At 72.2% G+C, this 20,550-nt stretch carries 27 protein-coding genes; 14 read left to right on the forward strand and 13 right to left on the reverse strand.

The features are described 5' to 3' along the window. Nucleotides 1-34: 34 nt before the first annotated feature. The gene (locus ACFY04_RS05960; protein WP_389114395.1) at nucleotides 35-862 is read right to left on the reverse strand and encodes a PaaX family transcriptional regulator C-terminal domain-containing protein; all 828 of its coding nucleotides are present in this window, start codon (nucleotides 860-862) and stop codon (nucleotides 35-37) included. Beyond that, entirely contained in the window at nucleotides 859-1,476 is a 618-nt protein-coding gene (locus ACFY04_RS05965) for a GNAT family N-acetyltransferase (protein ID WP_389114396.1), read from the reverse strand. Before ACFY04_RS05965 ends, ACFY04_RS05960 begins: the two co-directional genes overlap by 4 nt. 95 nt (nucleotides 1,477-1,571) lie before the next feature. Here ACFY04_RS05965 and ACFY04_RS05970 point away from each other — a divergent pair, with 95 nt between their 5' ends. Next, on the forward strand, nucleotides 1,572-2,666 hold the full coding sequence (locus ACFY04_RS05970; RefSeq protein ID WP_389114397.1) for an alpha/beta hydrolase family protein: 1,095 nt from the start codon (nucleotides 1,572-1,574) through the stop codon (nucleotides 2,664-2,666). Here ACFY04_RS05970 and ACFY04_RS05975 read toward each other — a convergent pair. From ACFY04_RS05975 to ACFY04_RS05985, 3 genes are all read right to left on the reverse strand, one after another. Next, nucleotides 2,650-2,898 carry a hypothetical protein gene (locus tag ACFY04_RS05975; protein ID WP_389114398.1) on the reverse strand — a complete coding sequence of 83 codons (249 nt, stop codon included), beginning with the start codon at nucleotides 2,896-2,898 and terminating at the stop codon, nucleotides 2,650-2,652. The genes ACFY04_RS05970 and ACFY04_RS05975 overlap by 17 nt on opposite strands. 317 nt (nucleotides 2,899-3,215) lie before the next feature. Continuing rightward, a complete protein-coding gene (locus ACFY04_RS05980; RefSeq protein ID WP_382549613.1) occupies nucleotides 3,216-3,587 on the reverse strand; it encodes a hypothetical protein in 372 nt (123 codons plus the stop codon). Nucleotides 3,588-3,757: 170 nt separating this feature from the next. Continuing rightward, a complete protein-coding gene (locus ACFY04_RS05985; RefSeq protein ID WP_030011983.1) occupies nucleotides 3,758-3,961 on the reverse strand; it encodes a cold-shock protein in 204 nt (67 codons plus the stop codon). A gap of 349 nt (nucleotides 3,962-4,310) precedes the next feature. On the opposite strand from ACFY04_RS05985, the gene ACFY04_RS05990 reads away from it, so the two are divergent. The 3 genes from ACFY04_RS05990 to ACFY04_RS06000 all read left to right on the forward strand — a co-directional run bounded on the left by ACFY04_RS05990 (nucleotide 4,311) and on the right by ACFY04_RS06000 (nucleotide 5,806). After that, nucleotides 4,311-4,850: an RNA polymerase sigma factor gene (locus ACFY04_RS05990; protein ID WP_389114399.1), complete on the forward strand. Its 540-nt coding sequence runs from the start codon at nucleotides 4,311-4,313 to the stop codon at nucleotides 4,848-4,850. Then, entirely contained in the window at nucleotides 4,847-5,326 is a 480-nt protein-coding gene (locus ACFY04_RS05995) for a hypothetical protein (protein WP_389114400.1), read from the forward strand. Before ACFY04_RS05990 ends, ACFY04_RS05995 begins: the two co-directional genes overlap by 4 nt. A gap of 114 nt (nucleotides 5,327-5,440) precedes the next feature. Next, on the forward strand, nucleotides 5,441-5,806 hold the full coding sequence (locus ACFY04_RS06000; RefSeq protein ID WP_327736495.1) for an isomerase: 366 nt from the start codon (nucleotides 5,441-5,443) through the stop codon (nucleotides 5,804-5,806). Between the two features lie 42 nt (nucleotides 5,807-5,848). Here ACFY04_RS06000 and ACFY04_RS06005 read toward each other — a convergent pair whose 3' ends face one another. After that, entirely contained in the window at nucleotides 5,849-6,589 is a 741-nt protein-coding gene (locus tag ACFY04_RS06005) for a protein phosphatase 2C domain-containing protein (RefSeq protein WP_314242903.1), read from the reverse strand. Nucleotides 6,590-6,816: 227 nt separating this feature from the next. Here ACFY04_RS06005 and ACFY04_RS06010 point away from each other — a divergent pair, with 227 nt between their 5' ends. The 3 genes from ACFY04_RS06010 (at nucleotide 6,817) to ACFY04_RS06020 (ending at nucleotide 9,029) form a co-directional block, all read left to right on the forward strand. Then, complete coding sequence (locus ACFY04_RS06010) at nucleotides 6,817-7,062, forward strand: hypothetical protein (RefSeq protein ID WP_389114401.1); 246 nt, start codon at nucleotides 6,817-6,819, stop codon at nucleotides 7,060-7,062. Nucleotides 7,063-7,106: 44 nt separating this feature from the next. After that, the gene (locus ACFY04_RS06015; RefSeq protein ID WP_389114402.1) at nucleotides 7,107-8,477 is read left to right on the forward strand and encodes an FAD-binding oxidoreductase; all 1,371 of its coding nucleotides are present in this window, start codon (nucleotides 7,107-7,109) and stop codon (nucleotides 8,475-8,477) included. A 126-nt stretch (nucleotides 8,478-8,603) separates the two neighbouring features. After that, nucleotides 8,604-9,029 (forward strand): hypothetical protein, encoded by a 426-nt coding sequence (locus tag ACFY04_RS06020; RefSeq protein ID WP_389114403.1) that lies wholly within the window; start codon nucleotides 8,604-8,606, stop codon nucleotides 9,027-9,029. Nucleotides 9,030-9,100: 71 nt separating this feature from the next. Here the strand turns inward: ACFY04_RS06020 and ACFY04_RS06025 are convergent, their stop codons facing one another. Together ACFY04_RS06025 and ACFY04_RS06030 are read right to left on the reverse strand one after the other, a co-directional pair. Further along, nucleotides 9,101-10,486: a chloride channel protein gene (locus tag ACFY04_RS06025; protein ID WP_389114404.1), complete on the reverse strand. Its 1,386-nt coding sequence runs from the start codon at nucleotides 10,484-10,486 to the stop codon at nucleotides 9,101-9,103. Between the two features lie 55 nt (nucleotides 10,487-10,541). Continuing rightward, a complete protein-coding gene (locus ACFY04_RS06030) occupies nucleotides 10,542-11,090 on the reverse strand; it encodes a potassium channel family protein (protein WP_389114405.1) in 549 nt (182 codons plus the stop codon). A 113-nt stretch (nucleotides 11,091-11,203) separates the two neighbouring features. Between ACFY04_RS06030 and ACFY04_RS06035 the strand changes: the two genes are divergently transcribed. Beyond that, a complete protein-coding gene (locus tag ACFY04_RS06035; RefSeq protein WP_389114406.1) occupies nucleotides 11,204-11,593 on the forward strand; it encodes an SHOCT domain-containing protein in 390 nt (129 codons plus the stop codon). A gap of 117 nt (nucleotides 11,594-11,710) precedes the next feature. Here ACFY04_RS06035 and ACFY04_RS06040 read toward each other — a convergent pair whose 3' ends face one another. Both ACFY04_RS06040 and ACFY04_RS06045 read right to left on the reverse strand, forming a co-directional pair. After that, complete coding sequence (locus ACFY04_RS06040) at nucleotides 11,711-12,139, reverse strand: MarR family transcriptional regulator (RefSeq protein WP_389114407.1); 429 nt, start codon at nucleotides 12,137-12,139, stop codon at nucleotides 11,711-11,713. 73 nt (nucleotides 12,140-12,212) lie between these two features. Further along, complete coding sequence (locus tag ACFY04_RS06045) at nucleotides 12,213-13,055, reverse strand: SDR family oxidoreductase (protein ID WP_389114408.1); 843 nt, start codon at nucleotides 13,053-13,055, stop codon at nucleotides 12,213-12,215. 99 nt (nucleotides 13,056-13,154) lie between these two features. Between ACFY04_RS06045 and ACFY04_RS06050 the strand changes: the two genes are divergently transcribed. Then, the gene (locus tag ACFY04_RS06050) at nucleotides 13,155-13,625 is read left to right on the forward strand and encodes a MarR family winged helix-turn-helix transcriptional regulator (protein WP_389114409.1); all 471 of its coding nucleotides are present in this window, start codon (nucleotides 13,155-13,157) and stop codon (nucleotides 13,623-13,625) included. A gap of 99 nt (nucleotides 13,626-13,724) precedes the next feature. On the opposite strand, the gene ACFY04_RS06055 is transcribed toward ACFY04_RS06050, so the two are convergent. Beyond that, nucleotides 13,725-15,560, reverse strand: coding sequence for a galactose oxidase-like domain-containing protein (locus ACFY04_RS06055; protein ID WP_389114410.1), 1,836 nt, complete (start codon nucleotides 15,558-15,560; stop codon nucleotides 13,725-13,727). Nucleotides 15,561-15,993: 433 nt separating this feature from the next. Between ACFY04_RS06055 and ACFY04_RS06060 the strand changes: the two genes are divergently transcribed. Genes ACFY04_RS06060 through ACFY04_RS06075 form a run of 4 tightly spaced genes read left to right on the forward strand, consistent with a single transcriptional unit; the run spans nucleotide 15,994 to nucleotide 18,052 of the window. Beyond that, a complete protein-coding gene (locus ACFY04_RS06060) occupies nucleotides 15,994-16,404 on the forward strand; it encodes a VOC family protein (RefSeq protein ID WP_030011646.1) in 411 nt (136 codons plus the stop codon). A gap of 29 nt (nucleotides 16,405-16,433) precedes the next feature. Further along, entirely contained in the window at nucleotides 16,434-16,880 is a 447-nt protein-coding gene (locus ACFY04_RS06065) for a helix-turn-helix transcriptional regulator (RefSeq protein ID WP_389114411.1), read from the forward strand. Nucleotides 16,881-16,885: 5 nt separating this feature from the next. Next, a complete protein-coding gene (locus ACFY04_RS06070) occupies nucleotides 16,886-17,515 on the forward strand; it encodes a glyoxalase (RefSeq protein ID WP_389114412.1) in 630 nt (209 codons plus the stop codon). A 60-nt stretch (nucleotides 17,516-17,575) separates the two neighbouring features. Next, nucleotides 17,576-18,052, forward strand: coding sequence for an iron chaperone (locus ACFY04_RS06075; protein ID WP_389114413.1), 477 nt, complete (start codon nucleotides 17,576-17,578; stop codon nucleotides 18,050-18,052). 190 nt (nucleotides 18,053-18,242) lie between these two features. Here the strand turns inward: ACFY04_RS06075 and ACFY04_RS06080 are convergent, their stop codons facing one another. After that, nucleotides 18,243-19,076: an alpha/beta fold hydrolase gene (locus ACFY04_RS06080; protein WP_389114414.1), complete on the reverse strand. Its 834-nt coding sequence runs from the start codon at nucleotides 19,074-19,076 to the stop codon at nucleotides 18,243-18,245. Between the two features lie 48 nt (nucleotides 19,077-19,124). Here ACFY04_RS06080 and ACFY04_RS06085 point away from each other — a divergent pair, with 48 nt between their 5' ends. Next, the gene (locus ACFY04_RS06085) at nucleotides 19,125-19,736 is read left to right on the forward strand and encodes a TetR/AcrR family transcriptional regulator (protein ID WP_389114415.1); all 612 of its coding nucleotides are present in this window, start codon (nucleotides 19,125-19,127) and stop codon (nucleotides 19,734-19,736) included. 36 nt (nucleotides 19,737-19,772) lie between these two features. Here the strand turns inward: ACFY04_RS06085 and ACFY04_RS06090 are convergent, their stop codons facing one another. Beyond that, nucleotides 19,773-20,237, reverse strand: coding sequence for an anthrone oxygenase family protein (locus tag ACFY04_RS06090; protein WP_389114416.1), 465 nt, complete (start codon nucleotides 20,235-20,237; stop codon nucleotides 19,773-19,775). Nucleotides 20,238-20,550: the final 313 nt, after the last annotated feature.

Here is a 20,550-nt window from a genome sequence, read left to right on the forward strand (position 1 = left end):
GCGGGGGCCGGTCCACAGGCCCCCGCCCGCCGGGTCAGGCCAGGGCCTCGCCGTACAGGCGGAACAGCCGGGGCCCCGGGGCCGGAGCGGCGGCCTCCAGCCGGGCCCAGGCGTCGGTCGCCGCCGCCCGGGCCGTCGTGCCCGGCCATGGCTGCGGCAGCAGCTCCGGCGGCAGCAGCGGATCGGGGAGCATCGCGGCGGAGAAGGCGGCGGCCAGGGTCACGGCGTGCGCCAGCCCGTCGGCCCGGCCGGGCCCGGCGGGCTGCTCCGCGAGCGCGCGGAGTTCCCCGTACCGCGCCGCGATCTCCGGCAGCGGCCACAGATGCTCCGCCAGGGCCCGCGGGTCGTCGGTGCCGCCCACCGCCAGGTCCCGGGTGCTCAGGCAGGTCAGCGCCGCCGAGAGGCCCAGCTCCGCCGCGTGCGCCCGCACGTACGGGCCGATCGCGTTCGGCGTGACGTACAGACCTCCCTGGACCGGCGCCGCCCCCAGCCCGGTCAGCGCGTCCCGCAGGGAGTCCCGGGCGGCCCGCGCGGATTCCGGTACGGCGAAGGCGAAGGCGTGCCAGAGCCCGTCCCACGGCTCCAGCCCCCGGTCCTGCCGGTAGGCGTGCCGGACGAACTCCACCTCCGGTACGAGCGGCAGCCCGGCCCCCGGCTCCGCCCCCGCCAGACGCAGCACGGCCCGCCGGCCGCGCCCCTCCACCGCGAACCGGCCCTCGGTCACCAGCCGCTTCACGCACAGCCGCACCTGCTGGTCGGTCATCCCGAGCAGGGCGGCGACCTCGTACAGCTCCTCGCCCGCGACCGTCCCGTCCTCCCGGACCAGCGCGTGCACCACCATCCGTGTGGGGATCCCGCTCATCGCGCCGCCACCTCCTTGTGCATCGTCGTCACGCCCCCGAATCCCAGCACGTCCCGGAGCCAGGGCGTGCGCTGCACCCGTACCGCCCGGAACCCGTGCTTTTCGTAGAGCTTCCGGGCCCGCGGGTTCTCCGCGACCACGTCCAGCCGGATCCTCCGGCACCGCTGCTCCACGGCGATCGCCTCGATCTCCGTCAGCAGCAGCCCGCCGATGCCCCGGCTCCGCTCGGCGGGGTCCACGGCGATGCCGTCCATGACCAGCTCGCCGCGGGCCGGGGTGCGTTCCAGCAGGGCCAGCAGGAGCACCCGGTACAGGCCCCGGACCCGCCCGTACTCGGCCCTGACCGCGGCCGCGTCGCCGCCGACCAGGCCGCGCCCGGCCAGCTGGTAGCCCGCCACGCCGACCACCCGGCCGCCCTCACCGCCCTCACCGCCGGACAGTGCGGTCACCGCCCGGTCCGGGTGCAGGTGCCCGGCGATGAACCGCCGCCCGGCCTCCGCGGGGCCGAGCGCGCGGCCCAGCTTTCCCCCGAAGGCCTCCCAGTACAGCTCGGCGACGCGGGCGGCGGCCCCTTCGGGCAGCCCGCGCCGTACCTCCACGCTCTCCGTCGTCATACGCACAAGCGTAATACGTTCATCAACGCTACGATCGTTCTAGATGTGAGCGAACGTATGAACGAGTGAACGAGTGAACGAATCAGGAGCCGCAGATGACCGAGACCCGCCCGCCCCGCACATCCGGCCCGCCCCGCACACCCGGCAGGGCTCGCGCACCCGGCAGGGCCCGCAGAGCCCGCCGGGCACTCCTGACCGCCTTCCTCCCGGCCCTCGCCGCCGCCCTGCTCCTCGCCGGAGTCGTCGTGTGGCAGCACGACTACGGCCTCCACGAGGAGCGCGTCACCGTGCCCGCCGCCGGCCACGAACTCCCCGGCGTGCTCGCCACCCCCGCCGGCAAGGGCCCCGGCCCCTTCCCGCTCGTCGTGTTCGTGCACGGCGACGGCGAGGTCGACGCCACCCACGACGGCTTCTACCGCCCCTACTGGGAGGCCTTCGCCCGGGCCGGATACGCCTCGCTCTCCCTCGACAAGCCCGCCGACTGGCTCGGCCAGACCATGGACGACCGGGCCCGCGAGACCGTCGACGCCCTCACCTGGGCGGCCCGCACCCGGCCCGAGGTCGACCCCGCCCGCATCGGCCTGTGGGGCGCCAGCCAGGCCGGCTGGGTCATGCCCAAGGTGGTGGCGCGGGCGCCCGCCCCCGGGGTGCGCTTCGTCATCGCGGTCGGCACCGCGGTCAACTGGGAGCGCCAGGGGGAGTACAACACCCGGGCCGAGCTGCGCGCGGCCGGAGCCGGCGCCGAGCGCACGGCGGCCGCCCTGCGCACCCGGGAGGCCACCCTGGCGCTGCTGCGGCGCGGGGCGACGTACGAGGAGTACCGCGCGAGTCCTGGCGCCGACCGGGAACTCACGCCGGAGCGCTGGACGTTCATCAGCCGCAACCACACCGCGGACGTGACCGCGGACCTGCGGGCGATGCCGCCCGTTCCGGTGCTGCTGATCTCCGGCGCCGACGACCTGAACGTGGACGGCGCCGAGACCGAGGCGCTCCACCGGAGCGTGCCGGCGCCCGGCACCCTCACGGTCCGCCGGTATCCGGGAGCGACCCACGCCCTGCTGCGCACCGAGGTCGAGCGCTCCTCCTGGCGGCTGACCCTGACGGCCGTGTTCGCCCCGCGCTCCCTCTTCCCGCCCGGCCTGCTCGCCGATCAACAGCACTTCCTGGAGGGGCTCAGCCGGCCAGCGTGACCCGTGCGAGCTCCGGTACGGAAGCCGGCCCCGACACGCCGCCGCCGGCCGCGCACTCCCCGTACGCGTCGCCGAGCGCGTCCCGCGCCGCGTCCTCCACCCGGGCCGCGTCGGGGCGCGAGTGGTCCGGCCCGCCGCGCACGGCGAGGGCCGTGGCCAGCAGCCGGGTCTTTCCGGCGCCGCCGGGGCCGATGAGCGTCGTGAGCCGGAACCGGCCCATGAGGGAATCCACTTGGCCGGGTCCTCGTCCCGGCCCACGAAACTGGCCAGTGCGGCCCGGAGGTTGGTCGGTGGTGACGGCGGCGTCGGCGGCGCGTCGGGGCCGGGCGGCCGTCCGGCGGTCGCGGGCGGCGGCCCCGCGGGGATCTCGGCCTGGCCGCGCAGTACGGCGGTGTGCAGGGCGGACAGTTCCGGGGAGGGGTCCGCATGGCGACATTGTCTGGCGCTGTTCGGCGGTACTGCCATTGGGTTGTCCGGCACGGGTTCGTCGAGGACGGCCCCCGCGGGTGAATTGCGGTCGGCCGTCCTCCGCGGTGCCGGGGCGGTGGGTTATTTGTCGGAGTAGCTGAAGTCACCGACGGTCCAGGCACTGACGTCCTTGACCGCGATCCGGTACATTCCGCCGGTCTCGGGGATGCCCAGGGTGCCCTGGAGGATGCGTGCCACGTGGAAATGAAGGTGTGAGGGTGCCCCGGCCTGCTGTCTGTCGCCGCGTCCGGGAGAGCTGAAGATCTCGGCGAACGGGGCCAGCTGGTCGGAGTCCCGCAGGACCTCGGCCACCCGCTGACGCCAGACGCTCTCGGGGGCGAGGCGGCCTGTGATGACGGCGCCGTGGACCACGACGGTCAGGGACATCTGATTGGTCTGCTCCGACTCGACCATGGCGGCGAGACCGAGGAGCAGGTCGTCAGGGATCGACATGGGCACGGACTCTAGCAAGCGTGCTCGCGTACCGGCCGGGCTTCCGGGGAGTGGCCTGTTCGGCGCGCTCCGGGAAAACGCGGACGGCCGAGGCCCGCACCCCAGGGTGCGGGCCTCGGCCGCGTCTGCGCGCCGACGCGGGCGCCGGCGTGGACCTGGACCGTCAGGCGTCAGGCGGGAACGATGTTCTCGGCCTGCGGGCCCTTCTGGCCCTGCGTGACGTCGAAGGTCACCTTCTGGCCTTCCTGAAGCTCACGGAAGCCGGAAGAGGCGATGTTCGAGTAGTGGGCGAAGACGTCCGCGCCGCCACCCTCCTGCTCGATGAAGCCGAAGCCCTTTTCCGCGTTGAACCACTTCACGGTGCCAGATGCCATATGAATTCTCCTTTGGGGCAGTGCCCGGATCCGCACTGTGCGGGCCCGGTGTCGCCGTGATGATTGCCCCGACCGGAACGAGTAGATTTCACTGCATGCACCGGAAATAAAAAGTGCACCCACCGAAAATCCGGTGAGAGCACTTGTAAGTTTTTTGGGAACCACAACTGCAACGAACGTCACCGTAGCACAGCGGGTGTCGGCGGCCATGAAAATTCCGGCGTGCCCCACTCTTAATTCCGCGCCCGAGTAGCAGAAATCCGAGCCGGAAAATCATATGAACGGCGGAATGTTTCGACGGTCCGTGCCCTCCTCCCTCCTGAGAGCCTGTCACGAAGGAGGAAGCCCGATGAGCGCGACCACGGGCGCGGCCGGCGTCGCGGGCACGGACGGGCGGGCCGACCTGGCCCCGCTCGTCCGCGCCGCCCAGCGCGGCGACAGCCTGGCCGTCCAGGAGCTGCTGGACCTGCTGACCCCGTACGTCGGGCGGCTGTGCGGCCCGATCGCCCTGCAGGACGGTCCGGACGCCACCCAGGAGGCGCTGATCGTGATCTTCCGCGGCATCGGCCGGCTCCGGGAACCGGCCGCCCTGTTCGGCTGGGCACGGGTGATCGCCGTACGGGAGGCCGTACGGGTCGCCCGCGCGGCGGCCCGGTCCGTACCGGACCCGCTCGACGACGTGCCCGCGCCGGGCGATCCGCAGCTCGCCGCCGACGTGCGCGACGTACTGGAGCGGTTCTCCCCGGCGCACCGCGCCGTTCTGGTCCTGCGCGACCTCGAAGGCCTGGACGAACACTCCGTCAGCGCGCTCCTCGGCGTGCCCGAACCCACCGTGCGGACCCGGCTCTTCCGGGCCCGCCGAAACTTCCGGAAGGTGTGGGAACGTTGAACGAATCCTGGCCGGTCGTCGCCGAACTCGACGCCGTCCGCAGGCTGCGGGTGATCGCCCGCAGCGCCCCGGGCACCAGCTTCGCGGAGCACCTGGTCGACGCTCCCTTCGACCGGGTCTGGGGGCTCGTCTCCGACCTGGAGAACCAGATGCCCCTGATGATCGGCGACATCCGCTCCTTCACCGTGACGTCCGCCGTCGGGGAGCGCCTGGAAGCCAGGGCCCGCAGCCCGCTCGGCATGCGGGCGCGCTTCGACGTCGTGCTGCGGCCGGGCTGGTGCCTCATGCGGAGCCGGTTCGTACACGGCGGCATGGCCGCCGTGGCGGAGCGGGACGGCACCCGGCTCGCCTTCTTCGGCGGCCTGCGCCTGCCGGGCGTCCGGCTGGCCGAACCGGTGCTGCGCCCGCTGATGGCTCCGCTGGGAGCGAGGGCGCTGGGGCGGCTGATCGACCAGGTGGAGGGGCCCGGAAGGTGATGTCCGGGACACCACCCCTGGCGGGGCGGGCTCGATTACCGTCGCTCAGGTACCCGCCGGCCGGCGCGGGACCGGGGCCCGTCGCCCCGCATCCGTTGAGCAGGGAGTGACCCCGTGCCCCACGCAGTCGTCGACTACTCGGACTCGCTGACCGGTGCCTTCGACCGGCGGGCGTTCGCGCTCGAACTGCACGCGCTGGTGGTCGAGATCCTCGACACCGCGATCGGCAACTGCAAGACGCGCTTCCACCGGCTGGAGGAATCCGTCGTCGGGGAAGGCACCGACGCCCGGGCGGTGGTCGTGCACGTCGAGCTGGCCATCGCCCGGGGCCGCACGGCGCAGACCAAGTCGCGCCTGACCCGTGCCGTGCTGGAGCTGGTCGAGCGCCACACGGCGAAGGCCGCCGGCCTGGAGGTCCACGCCTCCGTGGACGTACGGGACCTGGGCGAGGCCTACACCAAGAGCGTGGCGACCCCCTGATGCGCCCCGGCATGCCCTGATGCCGTCTACGCGTCTACGCGTCTACGCGCCGATGCGCAGCAGCGCGAGGGTGATGTTGTCGGGGCCCCCGGCGTCGATGGCGGCCCGCCACAGTTCGAACGCGGCCCGGCCGTCGTCGTGCACCCGCAGCAGCCCCTCGATCTCCTCGGGCGGCACCGGGTCGGTCAGCCCGTCGCTGCACACCAGGTAGCGATCGCCCTCGGTCACCGGGAAGGCCTCGATGTGGGGGGTGATCTCGTTGTACCCGCGGGTGCCGCCGAGGACCTGGGTGACCGCCGAGGTGGTGCGGTGCCCGGGGACCGGCGGCGGGCTGTCGTCCACGCTGACCTGGCGCAGCCCGTCCTGCGCCGCGTGGAACACCTTGCTGTCGCCGACGTTGAACATCAGCAGCGAATCCGCCAGGACGAGGGCGCCCGCGACCGTGGTCCCCATGGTGGCCAGCTCCGGCCGTCCCTCGGTCGCCGAGTACACGGCGCGGTTGCACAGGCTCAGCGCGTCACCGACGGCTTCCGGGCCGTCCAGCGTGGGCCCGAGCGAGGAGAGCTGGCGCACCACCAGCTCGCTGGCGACCTCGCCGGCCGGCTGGCCGCCGAGGCCGTCGGCGACGGCGACGACGAGCGGTCTGCCGAAGGGGAAGACCAGGGTCTGCGGATTCTGGGTCACGGTCCCGCACAGGGTCCACGGTCCGATGACGAGGCTGTCCTCGTTGTGCTCGCGCACCAGCCCGACATGACTCAGGGCGGTCACAGCTATGTACGGCACCTCGGCGTCCCGCCTCTCGGCAACGGCTAGGGCGACGGCAGCGCAACGGCACACGCGTCCGTCCTCACCATTGTCGCGCCGCTCCGGCATGCGGGCTCCGGCGCGCCGGAGCACCCTGGTCGTGGAGCCGCCTGTTCCCCGACCGGCGGCCCTGCGAGGAAGGACTGCCGCAGATGTTCGCGAGGCTGAGCACCTACCAGGGTTCACCGGTCCCCGCGGAGGGAGACGTGAGCGGGAATTCGCAGGCGATTGTCAGGCAGGTCCAGGACGTTCCCGGATTCCGGGGCGTCTACTACCTCGTCGACCGGGCCACGGGCGTGGCCAAGTCGCTGACCTTGTGGGACGACGAACGGACCATGATGGACAGCGAGGAGCAGGCCGCCCGGATCCGCGAGCAGACCGCGCAGCGGGAGGGCCAGCGGATCGTCTCGGTCGAACGCTTCGAGGTGGGCTTCAGCCACCTGCAGCCGTAGTACGACGCAGCGTGGAACGACGTGACGTACGAGGAGCGACAGCCATGGTCAAGCTCTCGATCGACCAGTTGCGAGAACGGGTACGCGGGGCGGTCGTCACCCCGGACGACGAGTCCTACGACGAGGCGCGCAAGGTCCACAACGCCATGATCGACCGGAGGCCGGCGGCCGTCGTGCGCTGCGCCAACGCGGGGGACGTCATGGCCGCGGTCGACTTCGCCCGCGAGAACGGGCTCGACCTGGCGGTGCGGGGCGGCGGACACAGCGTGCCCGGCTTCGGTACCTGCGACGGCGGCGTGGTGGCCGACCTGTCCGGGATGCGCGGCGTACGCGTCGACGCCGCGGGGCGCACGGCCCGCGCGGAGGGCGGGGCCACCTGGGGCGACTTCAACGCGGCCACGTACGCCTTCGGGCTGGCCGCGACCGGCGGGATCATCTCCACCACCGGCATCGGCGGCCTCACCCTCGGCGGCGGCATCGGCTACCTGGCCCGTGGACTGGGCCTGAGCTGCGACAACCTGGTCTCGGCCGACGTGGTGACCGCGGACGGACGGCTGGTCGTGGCGAGCGAGGAGGAGAACGCCGACCTCTTCTGGGCGCTGCGCGGCGGTGGCGGCAACTTCGGCGCGGTGACCTCGTTCGAGTTCCGGCTGAGCCCCGTCAAGGACATCTACGGCGGACCGATGCTCTTCGAGCTGGCGGACGCTGCCACCGTGCTGCGCTCCTTCGCCGACCACATCGCCGACGCGCCGGAGGAACTGGGCGGCTTCCCGGCCTTCCAGATAGCCCCGCCGCTCCCGTTCATCCCGGAGGACCGGCACGGTGACACCTTCGCGCTGATCGTGGCGTGCTGGACCGGGCCGCTCGACGAGGGGGAGCGTGCCCTCCAGGCCTTCCACGACTTCGCGCCGGTGGTAGCCGAGCATGTGGGCCCGATGCCCTACCCGGCGCTCAACAGCGCCTTCGACGCGCTCGTACCGCCCGGCCTCCAGCACTACTGGAAGGCCAATTTCGTGACCGAGCTCAGCGACGACGCGATCGACGCGCACCTGCGGCACGCGCCGGGCCTGCCCGCCGTGAACTCGACGGTCCACATCTACCCGATCAACGGCGCCTGCCACCGGGTCGCACCGGACGCGACGGCCTTCGCCTACCGGGACGCCTCGTTCGCCACGGTGATCGCCGGCATGTGGCCCGACCCCGCCATCAACGAGTCCGCGACCGCCTGGGTGCGCGACTACTACGAGGCGACCGCCCCGCACTCGGAGGAGGGCGGCTACATCAACTTCATGGCCGACGACGACCAGGACCGGATCCGGGCCAACTACAAGGGCAACTACGACCGGCTGGTCGCGGTCAAGCGCGCCTACGACCCGGGGAACCTGTTCCACCTGAACCAGAACATCCGGCCCTAGGGGGGTGTGGGCACCCCCTGGCAGGGCGTAGCGGTGCGGATGCGGAATGTCCCTTCATCTGCATATTTTTGTCGGGTGTACCGGAAGATCCGGTACACCCGATTTGTCAGATCGAGGAAGGTCCCCATGAAGCGTTTCCCGGTGATCGGTGTGCTCTGCGTCGGCGCGATTCTCGGTCTCTCCGCGTGCTCCGACGACAGCTCGCCCGCGGAGGAGGCCAGCCAGGCCGCCGCGGACCTCTGCACCGACCTGAACGCCCTCAAGGCCGACAACGCCAAACTGAAGGCACTCAATCCCGCCAACGCGACCAAGGACCAGGTCAAGGACGCCTACGAGGCCGTCCAGAAGGACTGGGAGGGGGTCAAGGAGAACGCGGCCCAGCTGAAGGACGCGGAGCGCGCCGCGGTCCAGTCGGCCGCCGAGGACCTCAAGAAGAGCTACCAGGACCTGCCCGGCGACACGACCGGCAAGGACGCGCGCACCCAGTTGCAGCCGCAGATCGAGAGTCTGGACCAGGCAGCCACGGCCGCCGCCACCGGCCTGCGCTGCTGACCCGATCGGCCGACCCCACGGAGAGGACCCCGCCCGGCTTCCCGGGCGGGGTCCTCTCCGTCTGCTTCGCGCTACTTCGCCGCGGGCTCGGCGGGCGCGGCAGGCTTCGCGGGTACGGCCGGCAGGTCGGGGATCGGGGGTCCCACGGGCAGCAACTCGGTGACCACGAAGGCGACCACGGTCGCGATGATCACCACCGGGATCATGGCGGTGCCGCCGAGCATCAGGACCACCAGCACCACGCTGCTCACCGGCAGCCGCAGCGCGCTGGCGGTGGTCGCCGCCATGCCCGCTCCCATCGCGGGCACGATGCCGAGACCGGGCAGCGGCCCGAGCAGGACGCCCGCCACGGCGCCGAGGCAGAGCGACGGGAAGACGGGGCCGCCGCGCAGGCTGCCGAGGCAGATGGCGAAGCCGGCGCCCTTGAAGACGAGTACGCCGATCAGCGCGCCCACGCCCCAGGCGTGCGGGTCGGCGGCCAGCCTGCCGATCAGCGCCTGGCCCGACCCGGTGACATCGGCGGGCGTGAGGCCGGTGATGAGCGCGTAGAGGCTGGCGCAGGCCGCGGCGGCCAGCGCGCACTGGACGGTCCGCAGGAGGGGCCGTGCGAGGACGTACGCGGCGATCACCCGGGCGCCGGTCAGCACCGGGTGCAGGGCGAGGGCCAGGGCCGCGGCGATGAGCACGGCCCAGAGCACGTCGGGCACGTCCAGGTGGGGCACGGGTACGCCCAGTTCGAGTTTCAGGCTCCCGATCGGCAGTCCGGTCCAGCGCCCGAGGCCCGTGAAGACCAGGTCCCCGACCCCGGCGGACAGCAGGGACGGCAGCATCACGGCGAACAGCTGCGGTCCGCCCACGCCCGCCACCTCGATCAGCATCACCGCGGCGATCAGCGGATTCCCGAAGATCGTGGAGATGGCCGCCGCGGCTCCCGCCGCGCCGATGAGCGCGGTGCCCTGGGGGGTCACCGGTACCTGCGCGAGGTTGCGGAACAGCAGGGCCAGCCCGCCGCCGAGGGCGATCAGCGGGGCCTCGGGACCCAGGACCGCGCCGAGCGTCAGACTGGCCACCGCCGCGATCACGACGCCGGGCAGGACGCCGGCCGAGGCCCCGCCGGTGTTCAGGCCGGCCGCGGGGAGGTGACCGCCGTTGCCGCGCATGTGCGGGACGACCAGGCCGACCACGACACCGGCGACGAGCAGCAGGGGCAGTGGCCACCACCAGGGCGGGACGTTCCAGCCCAGGGCCGCGGGGAGTTCCGCCCACATCGCGTGTTCCATCTTGTGCAGTGCGGCGAGGAACCAGAACGACGCGAGGGACACCGGGATGCTGATGAGGGCGCAGAAGACCAGCAGCTTGAGGTATCCGGGGCTGCGGAGGGTCTGCCTGAGGACGTCGGCCTCCTGCGGCTGCGTTCCGCCGGGGTGCGGTTCGGATCGAGGGCGCGACTGCGGCATGGCTCACTTCCTTTCCGCTTCCTCGATGGTCCACCCCGGGGGCACACTTCGCCGCTCAGGGTTCGTCCTCCAGGCCGGGAGCCTCCGAACCGCGCCTGTGTATGCCGATTTTGATCGCCCCGACCAGTGCTTTGGCGATCACCCCGATGAGGATCAGGTCGGCGATCATCTGGAAGGTGACCAGCACCCGGCCGCCCTCGGTGGTGGCGACGATGTCCCCGAATCCCACGGTGGCGAACACGGTGATCGTGAAGTAGAGGGCGTCCGTGCGGGTCAGCGGCTCCGAGAACGAAGCGGGGTCCTGCGTGGCGAGCAGGTAGTACGTGGCGGAGAACAGCACCAGGAACAGCGGCACGCCGGTGGCCAGCGCCTCCAGGGCGCGCATCCGGGGGAACTGCGCGTGGGAGACGGCGGTGATCTGCCAGGCCGTCAGCAGCCCGAAGACCACCAGGCCGATCGCCAGCGTCAGGACGGTGGTGATGCCGAACCCGCCCTCCAGGGGCACCACGTAGTAGAGCCACGTGAGGAGGGCGGCCGAGAGCACAGAGCGCAGGAGGTGGCCCACCAGGACGCGCCGGCGCTGTTCGGCTGCGTTGCGTTCCATGGCTTCAGGAGAACGGCCGGGAGCCCGTCGCGCGACCGGAGCCGGCGCTCCGCATGCGGACCGCCGGGGTCGCCTGTATGAATGAAGGACCTTGTGCACGATCGGAGTCGGGCATGGACGATTACCCGCTGCTCAACGTCTTCTGGACGATGATGTGGTTCTTCCTGTGGGTCATGTGGTTCTTCCTCCTCTTCAAGGTCATCACGGACATCTTCCGTGACCACACCCTGGGCGGCTGGGGGAAGGCGGGCTGGCTCATCTTCGTGCTGGTGGTGCCGTTCCTCGGCATCCTCGTGTACCTGATCGCGCGCGGGCACAGCATGCGCGAACGCGACCAGAAGCAGGCCGAGGAGCAGCAGGCGGCCTTCCGCACGTACGTGCAGCAGACGGCCGGGGCCGGATCGGGCTCGGCGGACGAGCTGCACAAACTCTCCGCCCTCAAGGACAAGGGCGACATCACCCAGGAGGAATTCGACCGGGCCAAGGCCAAGCTCCTGGCCTGAGCGGTAGTCCGGTTGCCGATAATCCGCGACGGATCGATTCACGGGTTCCGATCGCCGCCCGGTTCCTGCAGGGGCGCGGGCACGTCCTGCGGGGCCCGAAGAGCTCCGCGCGGCCGGTCACGGCCGAGCCGCAGACCCGTCTCGCGGCTCGGTGAGGTTGCGGGTCATGCGCTCCAGGACGGTGACGGCGGTGACGTACTCCTCGCGGGTGATCCCCGTCGCCGACAGCTCGCGGAAGGCGTCGACGCGACGGGCGACCTCGGCGAGGCGGGCGCGGCCGTCGTCGGTCAGGGCGAGGCGGTCCGGCTGCGGGCGGGTCGCCCAGCCGCCGGTGAGCACCGATGCGACGGCCGAGGCCAGCGCCGCGGCGTCGGCGCCCGCGGCCAGGGCGGTCAGGACGGCGGTGTCGGTGGCCCGCGGGTCGTCCTTGACGACGTTGAGGACCTGCCAGCCGAGCCGGGTGAGGCCGAAGTCGGCCAGCAGGGCGTCCATGGAGGCGGTGAGGGCCTGGTCCGTGCGGTTGAGCCAGTAGCCGATGGGCTTCATGTCCTGCTCCTTCGGAAGGTCGGAAGGCCGGGGGGCCGGAAGGCCGGGGGGCCGGGGCCGGTGGGTCAGCGGGTCAGCGGCCGGTGAAGGCGTCCGCGTTCTCGCGGGCCCACTGCCGGTAGGTGCGGGCGGGTACGCCGAGCAGGGACCCGGTGGTCTCGCCGATGGCGGCGGGACCGCGGTCGGCGGCCTCCCACAGGTCGAGCAGCGAGGACACCATCGGGGCGGGCATGTGCCGGCCCATCTGCTCTTCCGCCTCGGCTCGGGTGATGTGTTCGACCGGGATCGCGCGGCCGAGGGTCTCCGAGAGGACGGCGAGCTGCTCGCGGAAGGAGAGCGGCTCGGAGCCGGTCAGGGTGAGCGCGCGGCCGGTGAGGGAGTCCCCGGTCAGGGCCAGGGCGGCGATGTCCGCGATGTCCTCGGGGTGGATGGGCGCGATCTGCGCGTCCGGGTAGGCGAGCTGGACCGGCAGGGACCGGCCGACGGGCCAGGCCCAGCCCAGCGCGTTGCTGGCGAAGGCGTCGGGACGTAGGAACGTGCAGGTCAGACCGGAGTCGGCGAGGGCGCGCTCGACCCTCAGGCTGTGGCTCGCGAGCGGGTCGGTCTCGGCGTCCGGGGCGAGCACCGAGGACGAGGACAGCAGGACGACGTGCTCGACCCCGGCGGCCTCGGCGGCCTTGATCAGGTCGTGGATGCCGGCGGGCTGCGGGTAGAGGAAGACCTGGCGGACGCCGCGGAGCGCGGCGGCGAAGGTCTCGGGCCGGTCCAGGACGAGCTCGGCGGTCTCGACGCCGGCCGGGACGGACAGTTCGGCGGGGCGGGCGCTGGCGGCCCGGACGGGGAGACCGGCGGAGTGCAGGCGGTCGACGACGGCCCGGCCGACCTTGCCGCGCGCGCCGGTGATGAGGATGGTCACGAGAGCTCCATTCGTTCGTGATGACATATGCATGCTCGCATGCACACGTTTTCGCGTCAACACATGCTTGTGTGAGCTCACGTATGTACGATGAGGGGCATGACGAAGCACGAGCCGGCGACCGACGAGGAACTGCTGGACGCCGTGGGCCCGGCGTTCGGGAAACTGCGGCGCTCCTCGCTCCTGGAGGTCGAGAACCCGATCTCCCCGAAGGACCTCAGCCGCACCCTGGTCCTCAACATCGTCCTGGAGGCCGAACAGGGCGACGGCCGTGAGATCACCGTCGGCGGCGTGGCCGAGCACCTGGGCGTCGACCCCTCGGTGGCCAGCCGCATGGTGTCCGACGGCATCTCGGCCGGCTACCTCGTACGCGCCGCCTCCCAGCAGGACGGCCGCCGAACGATCCTGCACCTCAGCCCTGAGGGCCGGGACATGATGGACCGCTTCCGGCGGCACCAGCGCGCGGCCTTCGAGTACGTGACGGCCGACTGGAGCGAGCGTGACCGCCTCGACTTCGCCCGCCTCATGCTGAAGTACGTCGACTCCCAGAACGCGCTGCGCCACCGCTGACGACCGCCGGCCGGCCGCGGGCGGCGACACCGCACAGCCCCAGGCGCATCGCCTGGGGCTGTGTCGTGGGGCGGGAGGCCCGGCGGATTACCCGGCGGGCTACCGGAAGGAGACCCACTTGGCCGCGCTCGGCACCCCGTTCTCGTCCAGCAGGAAGAGCATGTAGTAGCCGGGCGGGACGTCATTGGCCGAGGGCGGTGCCTGCAGGCGCAGGCTGTTCCCCTGGCGCTTGACGATGCCCAGTTCCAGGTGGCGCTGGCTGGTGTTGAGCGCGTGCGTCGCCGTGGTCGGGGCCAGCAGGACGGCCTTCTTGACCTGGTCGGGCGTGGAGGTCCCCACGTTGAAGGCGGTGTTGTACCCCAGCGGTCCTTCGGGGGCGCGGTCGAGGGCCGGGCGGCTGCCCCGGTGGAGGTAGGCCGGCTCGAAGATCTCGATGCTGCCGTTCATGTCGTCGTCGATCTTCGGGTCGTTGGCGAGCTGCTGCAGCTCGTCACCGGTGACCATGACCCGGCCGTCCGGGAGCACGAGGGCGTTGGAGTGGTAGCCGCGCGGCAGCCGCTGCGCCGGTCCCAGCTTCCACTCGCCCAGCGCGTTGCGGGTCTCGATCTGCCGGTACTTCAGATCGGACTTGGGGTTGTAGTCGCCGTTGCCGTAGTCCCGGATGCCGTAGGCGCCGTTGACGGTCAGCAGGCTCGCGTCCGGGAGCAGCAGCGTGTCGTCCTGCGTCCGGCCGAAGGCGCGGGGCTGCTGCTTCTCCCAGGCGCCGCCGCTCGTGAGCCGGTAGGTGTTGGGGTCGTCCCGGTCGCCGCCGAGGACCAGTACGGAGTCCGGGCCGCGCAGTCCGGCGGGCAGCGCCACGGCGGAGCCGTAGCCGCGGTGCACGCCGTCGGGGCGCGCGGGCAGGTCCGTACGGGTCTCCGCGACCGGGTCGAAGGCCCACTGCTTGGCGGCGTGCCGGCCCAGGCCGTACACCTTGCCGTCGCGCAGGGTGAACAGGTGCGGGTAGTCGCTGTCGGTACCGAAGGGCGCGTCCACGCGCAGGGTGTCCGTCGGGACGTCCCTCGGGATCAGGGTCTTCTCGAAGGGGACGGGGTGGCTCTTGGCGGGGAAGCGCTCGATGACGGAGGTGGAGGTGCCCCAGCCCTGGTCGGTGTGGCCGGACATGATCAGCAGGCGGCCGTCGGGGGCGGTGGCCACGGAGGGGTACCAGCGGCCGACCTCCATGTCCTTGTTCACGGACCAGCTCTCGGTCCACGGGTCGAAGACCAGCGACAGCTTGGCGCCGGCGCCGCCGCCGTAGCCGAGGTTGCCGCCGAAGACGCCGACCATGCCGTTGGGCAGGAAGGCGTGTCCGGCGCAGAAGAAGGGCGCCGGGCGCTTCTCGCCGGTGCCGTCGGGCACGACCAGCTCGGGCGGGGTGACCTTCTTGAAGGCGTCCGCTCCGGTGCCGCGGCGCGGGTCCCACAGGAAGGCGCGGCCCGCGTTGGCCGCGCCGAGGGTGTTGGTCGGTGCGGGCTCCTCGGTCGGGTCGGTCTCCATGCGCTCGAAGGAGAAGAGCAGCACCTTGCCGGTCGGGAGCATGGCGATGTGGGCGGCGAAGTCCGGGGACTGGAAGTACTCGGCGAACTGCCCGAACGCCTTGGGGTGGAAGCGCGCGTTCACGTCCGCCTGGGACCGGGTCAGTGAGTTCAGGCTGTCGATCCGGGCGAGCTGGGAGTACCCGCCCAGCTTGAGGAGCTGCTCGCGGACCTTCGTATGCTCCTGGGCGTGTTCGGCGCCGAGGGCCGCCTTCTCCTCGGGGCGGGCCGAACCGTCGTGCGCGGCTGCCGGGACGGCGGTGACCAGGGCGGCGGTGGCCGCGAGGACGGAGATCGCGGCCCTGCGGGCAGCTCGGCGAGCGGCGCGAGGGGCGGATCGACGCTTGATACGTGACATGTGACTCCTCACCAGAGGGGGCTGGAGCGGCGGGTGCCCGTGCGGGGGCAGAGGGCGTCTGCGACGCCTACGAACACAGACCTATGCCGACGCGTCGGGCGCCGCACACCGGGAAGATCGCCCGGGCTTCGGGCCGCCCGGGTGAAGACACCGCCCTGAGCTGCGCCGACGGCGGCCCGAGAGCCCGTCCCCCGGTCCCCCGCCCGGCCGCAACCCGTGGTGATCACGGACACCGGGTCGGCCCCCCGCGGACCGGGTCGCGTCGGGGGCGGCGCGGGCGAGGTTCCCCGTGGCCCCGGCCGGACGATTCCCGCCCCGGCAGGGGTCAGGACAGGGGCCCGGAGGAGAGCCTGCAGGAGGAGCCGCAGGAGGGGCCGGAATCGGTCAGGATTCGAGAAGCGCCCTTGGTCCAGGCGCAGTTACCGTGACGGACATGGACATCAGCATTCACATGAGCACCCTCCCGCAGGACGACCCGGACGCCGCCGTGGCCTTTTACCGCGACGTCCTCGGCTTCGAGGTCCGCAGCGACGTCGGCCAGGGCAAGATGCGCTGGATCACGGTCGGCCCCGCCGACCAGCCCGGCACGTCGATCCTCCTCGCCCCGCCGGCCGTCGACCCCGGTGTCACCGAGGCGGAGCGCCGCACCATCGCCGAGATGATGGCGAAGGGCACCTACGGCTGGATCCTCCTCGCCACCAAGAACCTCGACAGCACCTTCGAGAAGATCCAGGCCGGCGACGCCGAGGTCGTCCAGGAGCCGACCGAGCAGCCGTACGGCGTCCGCGACTGCGCCTTCCGCGACCCCGCGGGCAACCTGATCCGCATCCAAGAACTCCGCTGATCCCGTACACCGACGAAGGGGGGTCCGCCATGTGTGGTCCCGCGTGGAGACAGGCACTGATCGAGGCTTCGCACCTGAAGGACCTGGCACGGCTGCGCCGCGTCCGGGACCGGATCGACCGGGAGTACGCCCGTCCGCTCGACGTCGAGGAGCTCGCCCGCGCCGCGGACATGGCGGCCGGGCACCTCGGCCGCCAGTTCCGGCTCGCCTACGGCGCGTCCCCGTACGCCTACCTGACGGCGCGCCGCATCCAGCGCGCGACGGCCCTGCTGCGGGGTGGCGACCTCGGCCTCGCCGAGGTCCGCCGCGCCGTCGGCTGCCCGACGCCGGGCATCTTCAGCGCCCGCTTCACCGAGCTGGTCGGCATGGCGCCCGACGCGTATCCGCGCGCCGCCCGACGGCCGACCGGACCGGCCGGACCGGCCGGACCGGTCAGGATTCGAGAAGCGTCCGCCCCGGCGCCCCAACTAGCGTGATGTTCATGGCCTCCATCGAAACCCTCACCCTTGAGGTGGCCGACACCACGGCCGCCCACCGCTTCTACACCGCCTTCGCTCCGGGCGTGCAGGTCCGCCTGCGTGCCTCGGAAGCACCGACGACCGGCTTCCGCGGGTTCGTGCTCTCGCTCACCGTCCCCCGGCCGGCCGACGTGGACGCCCTGGCCGGCGCCGCCGTCGAAGCCGGTGCCACCGTGCTGAAGCCCGCCTCGAAGTCGTTCTGGGGCTACGCCGCGGTCGTACAGGCCCCGGACGGGACGATCTGGAAGCTCGCGACGTCGGCGAAGCGGGACACCGGCCCGGTCACCGGGCGGATCGACGACATCGTGCTCCTGCTGGGGGCCGCCGACGTGTCCGCGAGCAAGCAGTTCTACGTCGACCGCGGCCTCGCCGTGGCCAAGAGCTTCGGCAGCAAGTACGTCGAGTTCGCCACCCCGTCGAGTCCCTTCAAGGTGGCGCTGTACGGGCGCCGCGCCCTCGCCAAGGACGCCGGCGTCCCGATCGACGGCTCCGGCTCCCACCGGCTCGTGATCGGCGGCGCCGGCGGGCCCTTCACCGACCCCGACGGCTTCGCGTGGGAGGCCGCGGTGCCGGCCCCGGCCCCCACGGCCTGATTCCTGCACCGACCCTGACCCGCACCACCCGATCGAGCTTCGTGAGAGAGGAACCCGCAGATGAAGGGCACGCAGACGCCGACGAGGAACACCGGCGCGGCCGAGGAGAAGGCCGACGGCTTCACGGATGCGGAACGGGATGCGATCAAGGAGCGTGCCCAGGAGCTGCGGGCCGCCGGGCGGCGCGGGGCGCGCGCCGCCAAGCCGGATCCGGAGGTCGAGGTCCTGGCGAAGATCGCCGAGATGGAGGACGCGGACCGCGTCCTCGCCGAACGGCTCCACGCCATCATCAGGGCCGCCGCCCCGGACCTCGCCCCGAAGCTCTGGTACGGGATGCCCGCGTACGCCAAGGCCGGCAAGGTGCTCTGCTTCTTCCAGAGCGCGCAGAAGTTCAAGACCCGCTACGCCACCCTCGGTTTCAGCGACCCGGCCCACCTGGACGAGGGCACGATGTGGCCCACCTCGTACGCCCTGACGAAGCTGACCCCGGCCGACGAGACGCTGATCGCCGAGCTCATCAAGAAGGCCGTCGGCTGATCCACCCGGCCACCCGGCCACCCGGCCACCCGGCCACCCGGCCGTCGCCCCCCGGTATGGCAGCAGCCCCAGGTCATCGGCCTGGGGCTTTGCCGTGTGGCCGCGCCGTACCGGCCGCTCCGGCGCACCGCGAGGGGACGTGCGGCAGGCTCCGCGTCCCGTCGGACGGACGCCGGCCGCGGACCGGGCCTCAGGCGGTCTCCTTGATGAAACGGCGCAGCTCCGCGCAGAGGGCACCGGGATTGTCCAGCTGGACGAGTGTGCCCGCACCGGGGATCTCCACATACCGCCCATGCGGCAGCAGTTCGGCGAGCCGCCGGCCCGTGGCGGGCGGCATCATGCGGTCCTGGGCTCCCCAGGCGACCAGCGCGGGCCGGTCGAATTCCGCGAGCTTCTCCGCGGCCTGGAGGTAGGTGTCCTTCCGGGTGCTGCGGCAGAACTTGGCGAGATCCCGACGGATCGCGCGCCGGCTGAGCAGGGGCCCGTACCAGCGCCGGACCAGCGCGTACGGGATCGGCCGCTGCGCCATCCCGCCCAGCGAGCTCCCCATCCGTACGAGGAAGGGGACGCGGAAGGACTGCAGCAGCAGGAACAGGCCGCCCGGGATCCGGGAGGCCGCGTGCAGGGTCCTGCCCTGGATGCCCGGCGGGTAGTTCTCCAGCGCCTCGCACGAGGTGAGCACCAGGCGGCCGACGCGTTCGTCGCGCACGCCCACCAGGAGCTGGGCCGTGCCCGCGTCGTTCTGGACCAGGGTGACGCCGTGCAGGCCGAGGCGCTCCAGGAACTCGGCCAGGAGCGCGGCGACCCCGTGCGCCGAAAGGTCCGCGTCCGGCCGCATGGGCCTGCGATGGCTGCCGATCGGCAGTACGGGCACCACCACCCGGAAATCGGCCCGCAGTTCCCGCACCACCTCGTCCCAGACCGACTCGTCGAACCCGAGCCCGTGGACGAGCACCACGACCTCTCCGTCCCCGCCCGTGTCCGTGAAGTCGATGACGCCTGCGCTGAGTTCGATCTCGGGCAAGGTGCTACCTCCGACTAGATAGACCGATCTAGTGAGAGACTAGCGAGTGTGAGAACCACGGGCGACACCAGAGCGCGCATCGTCACCGCCGCGACCGAGCTGTTCCGGCGTCAGGGCTACGCCGCCAGCGGTATGAAGCAGATCGTCGCGGCGGCCGACGCCCCGTACGGCTCGGCCTACCACTTCTTCCCCGGGGGCAAGACGCAGCTCGGCGAGGAGGTGATCCGTACGTCGGGTGCGGCCTACCTGGAACTGATCGCCGGCCTCTTCCCCCCGGCGGAGGCCGCGGACATGGCCACCGTCACCCGCGACGCGTTCACGGCCGCGGCGCAGACCTTGAGCGAGCTCGACTTCACCGACCCGTGCCCCATCGCCACCGTTGCGCTGGAGGTGGCCGGCACCCATGAACCGCTGCGCCTGGCCACCGCCGAGGTCTTCGCGAGCTGGACGGACGGCCTCGCCGCCTTCTACCTCGCCGGCGGTATCGCCGAGCCCGCCGCGCACGAGACCGCGAGCTCGGTGATCGCCCTGCTGGAGGGCGCCTTCATGCTCGGCCGTGCTGCGCGGAGCACCGGTCCGGTACTGGCCGCGTCCCGGGCCGCGGCGGCCATCGTCCGCGCGGCGCAGTCCGGTGCCGCCGCGGCGCCGGCCGGCTCGTAGGGCGCGGCCGGCGCGCGCGGGCCCGGTGCGGCGTCGTCAGTCGCGGGCCGGCGCTCTCAGGGCGGAGAAGACCAGAAGCGCGAACGCGACCACGGCGGCGGCGGTGCGGATGTCGTTGAACATCTCCCAGTGCCGAAGGACCTCCGTGTGATCGGCCGGGGCCGAGGTGTGCGCCCAGTCCTTGATCCGGCTGTTGATCGGGACGTTGCCGAACCGGGTGACCAGGAGGGACGTGAGGGCCAGCAGGCCGGCCCCGCCCGCGAGCAGCCGCGTACGGCCGCGCGTCACGGCGGCGAGGGTCAGCGAGCTGATGATCGACACGCCCATCGCCGTCTGCATGGTGATGCCGTTCATCTTCATCAGTTCGGTGTGGAACGACAGCCGTATGTCGAGTGGTACCGCGTTGAAGGTGGGTACGAGGTTGGCCGCCCCGTAACCGAACGCTCCGGCGAGGAGTCCGGTGGAGAGGAGGGCCAGGCCCAGCAGAAGGCGTGTGCGCATGTTCGTCGGCTCCTGTGCGTCGGTGCTCGCGGGGGGTGGGTGCGCGGGCGGGCGGGGGGATGTCCGCCGACGACTGCGAGGGGCGCCGGCGCCTGCATGCCTGTGCACAAGGGTCCGGGCTGTTCCGCGACAAGTCCAAGAGAAAGTCCTTCTCGCAACGAGAAGGTTCGGTGATCGGGGGCGGCCCCCCCGGAACTGCTTCAGGGGTTCGGCCCCGGGATCGCTCGTGCCTCGGCAAGACGGGGCCGCGCACGTGTCCGCCGAGGTCCGAGTGGCCGCCGGAAGGAAGCCGAAGCCGCCCATGTCACCCATG

Source organism: Streptomyces sp. NPDC001549 (assembly GCF_042894025.1).
GTDB classification, from domain to species: Bacteria; Actinomycetota; Actinomycetes; order Streptomycetales; family Streptomycetaceae; genus Streptomyces; species Streptomyces kutzneri.